The sequence below is a fragment of the Methyloglobulus morosus KoM1 genome (assembly GCF_000496735.2).
Classification (GTDB): domain Bacteria; phylum Pseudomonadota; class Gammaproteobacteria; order Methylococcales; family Methylomonadaceae; genus Methyloglobulus; species Methyloglobulus morosus.
Genome location: NZ_AYLO01000019.1, coordinates 1 through 11,847, shown reverse-complemented (window position 1 = coordinate 11,847; position 11,847 = coordinate 1). Strand labels below are relative to the sequence as shown.

The window sequence follows — 11,847 nt, the reverse complement described above, 5'->3', positions numbered from 1 at the left end:
TTTTTTTGTCATCAATTAGAGTCATTGTTGAAAGGAGTAGTTGGGTGCTAAGACGTAACTGAATGTTTAAGGCTTGGTGGCAATTCCGGATTGTTTGAAGTGTATACATAATGTCCCCTACATATTCGGATCGGGAACTTGGACTAGTTTCAATCCATTTCTCGATTAAATTAATTTCTAGCGGGTCTGGTAGAATTACTTTAAAGTCGTGAGCCGTGAGGGAATCTAGCTCCTGAATCTCTACAGCAAACTTAACGAGACTTGCGCCTAACAAGTAAACACGTTCAACAGCCTTAGCAAGGGGTAAATGGAAAGAAGTGCGTTTACTACGGAAGTAACAGCTACGGATACCAACTTCTAATGCGGTTTCGTCAGATTGTTTGCGTTTACCTAAGCTTTCTATTTTTCTTAGAATTTCCGTTGCAACAGGGGAAAGAGCAGCTGTAATGTTCTTGTCTGAGCGGTTTGAGTTGTAACTTGCTGGTTTAAGACCAAACATATCAGATGGCAGTTTGATCGGAGGTTCTTTAGGAACAACGAAATAGACTCGCTCATACCCAATCCTCCCTGCAAACAATCCATACTCTAATACGAGGTTATCCCTTGGGGCTACCATGGTTTTGTCGCGGGAACTAACAATATCATCGGGAGAAAGGACGAAAACAGCAAAATCGAAATCATCTAGAATCTCAACGATTGAGTCCATTGAAACTTCGCTTAGGCCAAAAACACCATCCTTCCAAATTGTTACTTCAACTTGGTGCTGCAACTGCTCCTCAAGTGCACGTGCTATGCTCATTCCTTCTACACTTGAACCGATGAATACTCTGGGTAAAATTGTCGACATGTGTAACACCTTCTCAAAAATAGGATAGTAACAACAAGTTGCAGACCAAAGGCAGAATTAATCTACATACCACGAAAATATGTTAGAGTTGAATAGTCTTGTTATTTGTTCTTATAACATTATTCCATTAATGTATTGAATTATCTCTTCTTTTTTCCCGCCCTGATTTATCATTATAAACTCGATGTATTGGAATTGTTAACAAGTATCAAAAATATAAAAAGCAATAGACAGTGCATGCTGATAATTTTTCATAGGTAAACGAATAGAACTTACATCTAATTTTGCAACACCAATGACAAAACTTTACATAATAACTAAGTTGCAACGAGAACCATGAAAATAGCAATGATAGGTTGCGGTAAACTAGGTTTACCCGTAGCGGAAGTTATGGCTGATCATTATAATGTTGTTGGTTATGATTTAACGCCTAATCTTCAAGCAAAAATCCCCATGACATCAAACATCGCCGAGGCGATGCATGACCGAGATATAATTTTTGTAGCTGTTCCCACTCCGCATGATTCAGAATACGGTGGCGAGAAACCAATTGCAGATTTACCAGCCAGAGATTTTAATTATAGTATCGTTCAAGATGTATTAAAGAAAATTAGTTTAAATGCAAAAGATACTCAATTAATTGTTCTAATTAGCACTGTATTACCTGGAACCATAAGGAATCATTTACGCCACTTACTAACTAAGGGTAAGTTCATCTACAATCCTTATGTTGCCGCTATGGGTTCTATAAAACAAGACATGGCTAACCCAGAGTGTTTAATTATAGGCACTGAAGATGGACAGATGAATGAAGATGCAATCGCAATTTTAAAATTTTATGAGCCAATATGTGGCAATAAATGCCCATTGGCTATTGGCACTTGGGATGAGGCAGAGGCAATTAAAGTTTTTTACAATACTTATATTTCAGCAAAATTAAGTATTGTAAATATGATACAAGATGTCGCAGAACGCAATGGCAATATTAATGTTGATGTAGTAACGAATGCTTTAATGTCAGCTACCCATCGAATTACGAGCGCAAAATACTTGACAGCAGGCCTTGGTGATGCCGGCCCTTGTCACCCCAGGGATAATATAGCCCTGCGCTTTTTATCAGAACGTCTTAATCTTGGCTATGATCTTTTTCAAGCCATTATGAACAGCAGGGAAAGACAGGCCAAGAATCTGGCTTATCGTTTAATTGAAATTGCAAATGCAAAAAACCTCCCGGTCGTAATCCACGGCAAATCTTACAAACCTTATATTGAATATACACATGGCAGCTATAGCTTGCTGTTAGGTTATTTCGTTGAAGCAGCCGGAGTGCCAGTTTTTTATGTAGATCCTCTAACGGGTGATTCGCTAACGGAACCTATGCAAGCAGTTTATCTAATGGCACATAATCCGGCAGTTAGTTATGCAGGAACAGATATCACCAAAGAAAATACAGAATATTACTGCGTTATTCCAAGCGGCTCTGTCATTCTCGATCCTTGGCGCACAATTTTAAGTTATCCAGGATGCGATGTAATTCATTATGGAAATACCCGGTGCAAATGTTGATTTTTTATATGTATAATATTTCAAACTGAATACGACAGTTGATCGCTTATTTACTATCGAATTTAACTTATGCCCTCATAATTATTGCTTGGTGAATGCCTCTCTTTGTTGGACTGCGATTGTGGAACCGTATGCCTTGATCAGTCTCGAAGTGCGTTGCTTTTCGAATGAATAATATTAGAGAGATAAGAGTATATATGTGTCCAGATTAAATCTGGTTACGTCTGCTTTCTATCCTTGCATGCCATCCATAATTGAAAAGTTTTGCTGCTTGAATGTCGCAAATTGGCCGACAACGTTTGCGTTAGTTGATTTGAACCACGGTCGGCTATCGAGGTACGTCGTCGAACGTTTTATAGGGCAACAGAACCGAACTTTGAGCTATGCGGTTTTGAAGTAAGGCAGAACGTTTACGTGAACATCCGAATTGGGACGATTTGCTTCGCTTTGCGTAATCCATTGGGTTTGTGAATGCTGGGCTTCTATATCAAATTGAAGGTCAAGGATGCCAAGGTCATAAGCCAACACGACATAGTGGGTAGTCACCCCAGCAGCCCTAAGCGCATTCGTTTGGTATTTATGTGTAAAGGCACCGATTAAACGAGCTTGTGTTATCGTGAGACTAACACCGAGTTCGTCATTACAGATTCGCTTGAATGCGTCCTCCAGGTCTTCGTTCTTGTAGATGCGTCCGCCCGGGACAAACCAGTAATCTTTGGCCGGCTCGTTGATACGGCGACCCATCAGAATAGCTCCAGATGGTTTCCGTATTATCAGATCGATAGAAACTAATGGGGTATTAGCGATGACTGTGAGAAATTGTTCTTCAGGAAGACGCATAAAGTCGGGCTATATGATAATTTCAAATTTTTACGTGATTTATATAGGCTAAAGCGCTGCTTTTGTAATAATCGATAAACGCTCCGTAAGCCTTTTAGAAGCCCTGTTGCCAGGCTTCTCTAAAAGGGTGTGGCACTTTTTTGCCGCAACTTTGCAGGGTCTGATAATAATCTAAGTGAGTTACATTAGGGAGCTCAGAATGCGCTCTTTACGACGCCGCCATCTACCCGGAGCGCCGCCCCTGTGTCGTAGCCGAAGCGAGTGGGCTGGCGATATAAACGACCAGCGAAGCGACTTCCTCGGGTGAAGCAAAACGCTTAATCAATGAAGTAGGGCGTATTTTCTCAAAAAAATCCTTTTCAAAGTCATCGAAAGATTTCCCCTCTGCTTTAGCCATTGCGTCGACAAAATCACCTACCCCACGAGACTTGGTTGGCCCTGGAAGGATACTGTTCACAGTAATTCCTGTACCCGCAACGGCCTCAGCCAAGCCCCGTGAGACCGCTATTTGTGCTGTTTTTGTTACGCCATAGTGGATCATTTCTGCAGGAATCTGAACGCCGCTCTCACTGGAAATGAAGATGATGCGTCCCCAGTTCGCTCGTTTCATCGTGGGTAGGCAAAGCCGCGCGAGCCGAACACCGCTCATCACATTGACTTCGAAAAACCGTAACCAATCGGCATCGGGGATTTCTTCAAAAGGCTTTGGTTCGAAGATGCCCAGGTTGTTAACCAGGATTTCGATGTTGGGGAACTCGCGAACCAACGCTTCGGCTACTTCAGCTTTACTGAGATCACCCGCGAATCCCAATACCTTATTGCCTGTCATAGAATGGATTGCCGATACCGCAGTATCGACCGAAGCTTGGTTTCGGCCATTGACAATGACACAAGCACCTTCCCTTGAAAATGCCTCTGCTATCGCATAACCGATTCCAGCAGTGCTGCCAGAAACCAGTGCCAGTCTACCTTTAAGCCCCATGTCCATAATAATGTTTACCTGTAATAGGAATATCCTGCTGTTAAACGCTTGATTATAAGGTTAACCGTATATTTGCCGCTATTGGTATGTGTCCGTTCACGGTTAACATTAGCTCCGCTTTTTGTTAAGTAAGCATTCATGTTCACTCAGTAGAATCATCGCCAAGGATTAAGAAAGGGCAATTTTAGGAACCTTGACCATAAGCACGATAGTAAAGGGTTTCTTTAAGGGTTGATAATAACTGATTGGAGTTATGACATGAAGAAAATAGCTTATTTGATCCAAATAATAGCCGTCACCATCTTGTTTTCGTCCGCTGCGGTTGCCCACGACCGTCACTGGGGCGGGCATGGGCACGACTGGGGGCTTCATGGTTGGGGACATCATCACCATGGCCATCATCAGGGCTGGGGTGGATACCCTAGACGCCAAGTGAACAATTATTATCCACAACCGCAGGCAAACTATTATTATCAGCAGCCACCCGCCTATTATGGCTCTCCCCAGCAGTATTATCCGCCACAGCCGCAGTACAACAATGGCGGGCGTTATTATGATAACCGTTCACACCAAGGGTTGGCAGGAGGTGTAGTTGGTAACGTACTTGGCTATGAACTGGGCAATGGGCATCCGCTGGCTGCCGGCATCGGCGCAGCCGCCGGTTCGTTCTTGGGTAATGGGCTTGGACGCAACTATTAGAACCGGATAGCAATATCTGGCTATGGAAACGGAGTTTTGGCCTGGGTTAGCTTCTAATCCAGGCTTTTTATTGTGGGTAGCATAAATCGGATTCTTCAACCCGAGGCCCTCTGTCCTTCGGACAAATAGTTACAATTTGAAGAGTTAAAGCCTATAAGGGTTTCTTCATTGCAGTCACTCGCAATTGATAATTTTTACTCAAAGTTAAATTGTCAAAATCGACCCATAACGGTAATTGGAAAATAAAGTGCAATTTTTCATAACCAGACATTCAACAATAAATATGCCGTTGAAGGGGCAAAATCAAACAACATCTTGTGCCATCAACTTCCGGATTGTATCGAGAAAAAGTGCGGTTTTCAATTTCCGCTCTTGCAGCCCATTCTTCGAACGCTTCCTCCCCAGGCCCTAACTCGCCAAACGGCCAACCCGCCTCCAATTCCCGCAATTCCGAAAAATACCTTTCGATAACTTTATCTGGCCATCGGGTAAACTGTTTAGCCCAATCAAATAGTGCTTCGGGTGTCCATAAGTTCAAGCAAATTCGGAGATATTCGGGGAGCATTTCTGGTTTTAATGACGGCAGCATCAGGTAAACAATACCTGCTTTTTGGGTTCGGCTACACCCGATTTCATAAGGCACCCACCAGGAACCCATCGTTCTTGCACTCAGTACCGCCAACAACTGAGTTGAATGGGCAAGCCCCTTATCAATGCTTTCAACGATTCCCAGATCATTTGAATGGCCTTGCTGCACAATTTTCTGCAAAGTATCGTCGTTCTCGTCGAAATATTAATAGATCCCGAGAAACTCAAAATACCGGGCGATTTCGCGGGCTATGGGTTTATCGGCCAGTCGATGTAAAATGAAAACCCGGCTGTGTTGGGTAATGGCAGGCGTTAAGTCCTGTCCGAAGAGATTATGCCGTTCCATACGATACCCGTTAGGAGCAAAAAGGAAAGCGCATCGGCAAAGCCCGTCAATTCTTATCCAAATGCGGCAGCAATCTTGGTCACGACAGAAAGCAAGCGTGCTGCGGAGTCTTGCACTTCCTTGATGGTTTTCAGGTCTGTTACCGCCTCGTCGATGAAGTGATTGACGAGTTCGAGGGCCGAGGTGAACGCCTTCCATTCCTTGGTGTCGGTTTGCAGTTTGTCCTTGTTTCGATACAGCGTGAACTGCTTTACCCTAAGATCAACCGCGTGGTCGGACAGGGTTCTTCCCTCTTGCGTTCGGCTTGATCGCGTTGCCAAGGCTGCAAGGGTCTCCAGATTGGTCGCAGTACTTTCCAGTTTAGAAACTTGGCGTTCGATTTGTGGGATTGATTCATTTTGATCTGACATAGTTCTTATCTCCCTTGTTTATACTCGTGGATTTAACCTTGCCAAAGCAGGGATATAATTAATGGATGATATGATTTAATATACAAATTTCGGCGGCATAACCGATTCAATTCTTAATTTAACACCATCCATTTAAATAGATTAAGGTTTATTTTTCACGCCAACCAGAACTATGTCGCTTGGGTTTCCTTTATTATCAAAAACAATCTGAGCCTGGCCTTCTTTCGCGTCTAACGCATCTTGCGCTTTATTCATCTTGCTTTCATATTCTTTTAGAACCTTTAAAGCATTTTCTCCTGTTTTACCATGCATGGCACAAACAGCATCAGACATGATTTGTCTCGCAATATCTCTATGCCGTTCTTCATGTGATTTGATCAATTGGACATATTTTAAAATTAGCTCTTTTTCCTTTTCTGAAGGACGACCGCCAGACCATCGCGGAATAACTATTTTAGTCTGAAGCATTAAGTTTGTTTTTGTTACTTTTCCTTGGGCATCAAACTCTAAATTATATTCAATTGCTGGCTGCAAATGCGGATAACCGCCTAAAGCTGGACTTATTTTGGTGCTAAACTCAACTAAGGAATCTGCTTTTATATCGATTGGAACTTCTATCACAGGTTTCCATGTTAGTTTTTCAGTACAAGTCAGATTTGCTCCGGAATCCGGTCTTCCAGCATCAGCAACTCCTGCATCGCCTGTTTTTTGGTTAGATGGAATAAATCCAGCATCGTTTGAAGCAATAGCATTTGGATCGCCAATCAGTGAGTTCTTGAATCCACGAGGAACTCCAAATAGATCGTGCATCTGATCAATGTTCTTTTCGTAGATTTCGTTCGCCTTCTCGGGACTTAAGAGGTCATCGCGAACACCTTCTTTGATTTCCTTTCTAAGGTCTTGAATATTTCTGATGGCTCGTGATGGCTCATTGGGTTTGGCTTTTTGACTACCCGGAGAATTGCCTACTGTAACTGAACCTGCGCCTAAATTAGCCCCATATTTTCCTTGAATTTCCTTTGCTTTGTTTGCCGCGTCGGTGATTGAAATGGAATTGTCGGAGAGCTTTTTGAGCAAATCAGCAACCTCTGCCCGTCCCGACATATCCCGGAAAATATTGGGTGTACCTAGCACGTTCAATGCGGAAGCAAGGCCGGTTGGGTCGGGTGCCGAGGGAGGATTTACAATGTTTAAAAGCGATTGCGGAAAAGCGGTGGGCTGTAAATTCAAATCCTTGACCAAATGTTGTCCCGCCTTAATAGCTTCGATGTCGGGGGCCATGTGCGGGATTGGGGATGCCTGCCAATCCCAGAAGCGGGTATTGTCGATTTCCTCCGACGCATTGCAGTGGCCAAGTTTGGCTTCGGCAAAAAGCCCTCGGGTGGGGAGCGTTACAAGTCGTTCGTCAGACGTTTGTTCCGGTGGTTGTCGGCGATCTAATTCGTCATTGATATACTTAGACCAGTTCGAATCGGCGCAAGGGTAAGCGATGTAGCCATCAATCATTTCGAGAGGACGGCTTTCTATCTTTTCTAGCAAATTACCAGAACCGATATGTACACTAGCAAGTTGCGCATACCGTTGAGCAGGTTCAATTCCTAAAATCAAGGCGCGTTCATAATGAGCGAGGTGATGTAAGAGATGCCCCTCAAGCTCTTGTATCTTCGCCTCTTCTTCAATAAGTTCTGGTGGTATTGACGGAGGTGGCGGCGGTAGAACTGGTTGAGGCCGACGTGTAGGCAACCAAATATCACCCGTATTACCAAAGTAAATATCCCCTTCAAAAAAAGGCTCACGGTAATTCTTGTCAACAAGGGTAGTCGGATTACCGTCTACATCTATACCTGTTATTTTGATGTGTTGGAATGCGGTATCAGTTTCGCTTTTGTCACCATCTTGAAGCCAAACGGTTATCTTGATTAAATCAATATTTCCCCACGCTATTGGTGGTACTCCAACTGGCAATAATGCAGTAACAGAGCAATTTGCATCTTTCCAATGTAACGACCCAGGAGTGTTAATTGGATTTTCCCCATGAAGCTTAACGCCTTCCCAAAGGTTAATTTTTGTATGATCATATTTCTCCATCGTAGCAGAACCAAAAACTGTAACATGGATATGCACGTCTTTTTTCGCTTCGATGCCTCCAGTTTTAATATCAACGTTGAAAAAACGAAAATAGGGGCCAATTGGTGGTGGAGGCTCTAAGGGTGGTTGCGGCGGTGTCTGATTAATATTGAATTTCTTTTCAAGTTCATTCTTTACAATGTCCTTTTTTTCTCGATGTAATTTGTTCTCAACTAAGTTAAGATGTTCTTCGTAACGTGAATCTAAAAGTGCATCGTGCAAAACTTTGCGATTTTCTAAAATTATTTTCCATAATATGTGCAATTTACCATCTCTTTCCTCCCAAATTCCTCGATGAACATTGGTTAGCACTACCGAGCGGCGGCGAACAAACTCAGTTACAACACGAAAATGCCTTAATACTTCGTAATAAAGAATTGTAAGCGCATGGCTGTGGTTGTAATTGACAATCGTTCTGGTTTCGATAGATTCTTTTTCGGTCTGCGTGGTTTGCACGACGACCGTGCTTTGTAGCTCGCGCATCGAGGCGCTGGCTTGACTGATGTTGTCGCTTAGTTTCTGTACGGTGTTGGCGGCAATATCACGGCTACCGCTGCTGTCTGACGATGACCCGCCGAGCGATCCCGCCAAGCCAGCCGCTAAACCCAATCCCCCTGATGCAAAGGTTGCTCCAGCAGATAAGGCGGCACCGGCCATAAAACTGCTGCCTTCCTGAAACTCCTTGATTGAGGCATTGACAGTTTCGGTAATGGTGCGGTCACGGCGCTGGTTATGGGTAAGTTGCTCGGCTGCTTTGGTGTCTTCCGTGCGTGTACCCACGTCGCGGCGCGTCCAGTCAATTACCGCCAAGTTGACGGATTCGCCCGGAGCCAAGGGTAGGCTGTATTGAATCTGCCCAAGCGAGTGACCGAGCGGATACCAGGCCAGACGGTATTCATGAGCAACGCCTAGCTTGACCCCATTAGGAAGATCGTTTGGGGTCAAATCGGATAAGCCGACCACTTGGTAGAAATTGAATTCCTGGAGCGCAACATGGGCGGGGTAGAGATTCTCGCAGTGGTCTGCGTCTTCCCCGAGCAGCGCAGCCGGATTGGTGGCGAATGACGACGGCGACATGCGCCAGTCGATTAGCCCCGGGTTCTGCATGGACATGAGGCCCATATTCTTCATGGACTCAGGTACGTGCGGCTGCTCCAGTTCGAGCTTGACGACGATGGCGTCATGGGCAAAGCGCATCTGAGACAGTGCATCAATGCGCGTTTCTTCCCGAGCCATTGAATAGAGCCAGATGGTGGTTTCGGTCGGCTTGCTGGGTTCGCGGCGGCGGGATTCCAGGGCTTCTTCTACCGCAATAGCGACATCTTCCGGCAACCGGGTCAGGTCAAAGGAGAGATAACCAACATGATCGGTTGCCAATACGCCCATCGGGTGCGCCCATACGGTTTTTTGATGTTGGGCGTTTGTGTCTGCTAACGGTAGGTTGTGTGCTTTTGCGTAGGCGAGGATGGCTTGTTCAATGAAAGGTATAAATAGCTTTAAAGCGGCTTGGGGGTCGTCTTGCGGGAAATTGATAGGTGGTTTGGTTGCTAATACAAGTGCACCAGCATTTTTCCATATCTCTGAAAGTCCGTTGTTTTTCTTATCTACAAGGCTATCAACCGAGCTTGGAGCAAGTAAGCGGTAAAGCGCATCACAAATGTATTCGGCAATTAAACTTAAGTTATTCTCCGGGGTGGATTCTTGTATAGTTGCAAAAAGGCCAACTCTTTCGGGGGCGCGATGTTGGAAAAGCGCGTCAATGATCGCTTCTCTATATTTACATTCAGACTTGGGTAAAGGAACAAAGCTAACAACACCCACTTCCGCATAAAACGGCATCCGCGCTACGGGATGGCCGGTTTTCTTATCCAGAACGAATAGACTGAGGTGTGTAGGTTTTAGCTTGCTTTTCTTGGGAACAGATTGCCGCCATTCGCCATCCGAGCTGGTATTTCCAGACTCAACGGCAGTGGCTCTTAAGGGTTTGATAAAACTTGCAGTTGAAGCGGGTCGATCTGCTGCCGCAACACTCATGATGCGGAAGGACGACGTGAAATGTTCCGCTTCTGTTGGCGACGGCACTTGCCGACCAGCGCACTGGCACTTTGCGGTGTACTCAACATTATCGCCTTCATTTAAGGCGGCGCACGGCAATTGGGCTTTAAAAAATTGCTTATTGCCTACATGTCGAACCGGTATTGCGTCTATTGCTGCAACAGAACCGCTATTGACGCGGTATTTAACCTGCACGCGGTTACTTGCGTCGGCGGGTTCGACACCAATGGAAAGATTGGCATCTGAACCGGGTTTTAATGAGCCACCTGTCAGTTGTTTGTTAGGCTCAACCCATAAACGCATTCCATCATGTTCGAAATGCATCGTTAAATCCTTTGCTTTAGGCTTTGGTTACAATGATTGTTTTACTGAATCTCTGTTATTTCTTGTAAGGGAACTATTGCATTGGTGATATTAATAACAAGCCTTATATGTTCGTAGACTCTAATAAAAGCCTCTTCCTCCACCTTTTTTAATTGGACTGAAATATCAACTGGCACAGCGAGTTGCACACTATCGCCACTCAGTGACATGACTAAACCCTTCCTTCCATCAAGAAAGCGGCTTTGGACGAATCCATTCGGCATCATATCTTGTAAATTACGAATTTCGGTTAGTTCGGTGTCAGGTGCATTTACACGCCGACGACTGGCTTGTTGTAATAAGTTTAGCGACACTACAGCGGCATATTTTCTTGAGCGGCCATCATTTTCTAGTTTTAGCATTCCTTGGACAATGCTATCCAAAACAGATTGATCTTTCGGTACATGTACGTCCAGATTATTTGGAAAAATACCTGATTGACTCTCTAAATTCTTGTGGGTCACACCTAATGTTTTTAGCTTTTCTTTAGCTTCACTACCCAGAAGAATTACTGCATCTTCTGCTTGAGCTATGTTTAAAGCCGCCTGTTTCACTGAGTTCTCAAGTGCCATACCATCATCGCCGAAATGCTCTTCGCCCAATCTTAATTCACAGGAAAGAATGACAGGCGTGAGATTTTGAGCTTGAACGGAAATAAATTGTTCGGTCTTGGTATTATTAAAAATTATTTTGTGCCCTATGACATTGGTTGTCCAACCAGGTTTTCCATGGAGTGTCAACAAAGGTCGCAATTTTCGGTGTTCGCTCGCGACATTTTTAGCTAGGTTGTTGACATTTTCTTCATTCCACGTGAAGTCGTTGGTAGCGTTGGCCATTGCAATACTCCTCTCTTGGTGAAACCTGATTAGTGGCATTAACTTATCAAATAATACTTTCGATTTCAACCTCCTTGCGTAGGGTAAATGACGTACTTTTTACTGTGTTTTAGAACTAATTCTTGTTACACTTCAACTGACACATTCCGCTTAGAGAATGGCCTAGGAAACTACTTAATTTGTAATAT

General features: G+C 44.2%; 8 protein-coding genes and 1 pseudogene. 2 read left to right on the top strand and 7 right to left on the bottom strand.

From position 1 onward, the window contains the following. A partial coding sequence (locus MGMO_RS03040) for a TIR domain-containing protein (protein ID WP_161808455.1) occupies positions 1-847 on the bottom strand: 847 nt, incomplete at its 3' end. A gap of 336 nt (positions 848-1,183) precedes the next feature. Here MGMO_RS03040 and MGMO_RS03035 point away from each other — a divergent pair. Continuing rightward, positions 1,184-2,413, top strand: coding sequence for a Rossmann-fold NAD(P)-binding domain-containing protein (locus tag MGMO_RS03035; protein WP_023493557.1), 1,230 nt, complete (start codon positions 1,184-1,186; stop codon positions 2,411-2,413). A gap of 381 nt (positions 2,414-2,794) precedes the next feature. Here the strand turns inward: MGMO_RS03035 and MGMO_RS03030 are convergent, their stop codons facing one another. Together MGMO_RS03030 and MGMO_RS03025 are read right to left on the bottom strand one after the other, a co-directional pair. Then, positions 2,795-3,253 carry a GDP-mannose mannosyl hydrolase gene (locus MGMO_RS03030; RefSeq protein WP_023493556.1) on the bottom strand — a complete coding sequence of 153 codons (459 nt, stop codon included), beginning with the start codon at positions 3,251-3,253 and terminating at the stop codon, positions 2,795-2,797. A 223-nt stretch (positions 3,254-3,476) separates the two neighbouring features. Further along, the gene (locus tag MGMO_RS03025) at positions 3,477-4,241 is read right to left on the bottom strand and encodes an SDR family NAD(P)-dependent oxidoreductase (RefSeq protein WP_023493555.1); all 765 of its coding nucleotides are present in this window, start codon (positions 4,239-4,241) and stop codon (positions 3,477-3,479) included. Positions 4,242-4,493: 252 nt separating this feature from the next. Between MGMO_RS03025 and MGMO_RS03020 the strand changes: the two genes are divergently transcribed. Then, positions 4,494-4,934, top strand: coding sequence for a hypothetical protein (locus MGMO_RS03020; protein WP_023493554.1), 441 nt, complete (start codon positions 4,494-4,496; stop codon positions 4,932-4,934). 271 nt (positions 4,935-5,205) lie between these two features. On the opposite strand, the pseudogene MGMO_RS03015 reads toward MGMO_RS03020, so the two are convergent. The 4 genes and pseudogenes from MGMO_RS03015 to MGMO_RS03000 all read right to left on the bottom strand — a co-directional run. After that, positions 5,206-5,706: pseudogene (locus tag MGMO_RS03015) on the bottom strand (TIR domain-containing protein); the annotation flags it as partial. Positions 5,707-5,921: 215 nt separating this feature from the next. After that, positions 5,922-6,278 carry a hypothetical protein gene (locus MGMO_RS03010; protein WP_023493552.1) on the bottom strand — a complete coding sequence of 119 codons (357 nt, stop codon included), beginning with the start codon at positions 6,276-6,278 and terminating at the stop codon, positions 5,922-5,924. A gap of 141 nt (positions 6,279-6,419) precedes the next feature. Further along, positions 6,420-10,784, bottom strand: a complete 4,365-nt coding sequence (locus tag MGMO_RS03005) for a DUF922 domain-containing protein (RefSeq protein WP_023493551.1) — start codon at positions 10,782-10,784, stop codon at positions 6,420-6,422. 41 nt (positions 10,785-10,825) lie between these two features. Continuing rightward, positions 10,826-11,659, bottom strand: coding sequence for an encapsulin (locus MGMO_RS03000; RefSeq protein WP_023493550.1), 834 nt, complete (start codon positions 11,657-11,659; stop codon positions 10,826-10,828). Between the last annotated feature and the right edge of the window lie 188 nt (positions 11,660-11,847).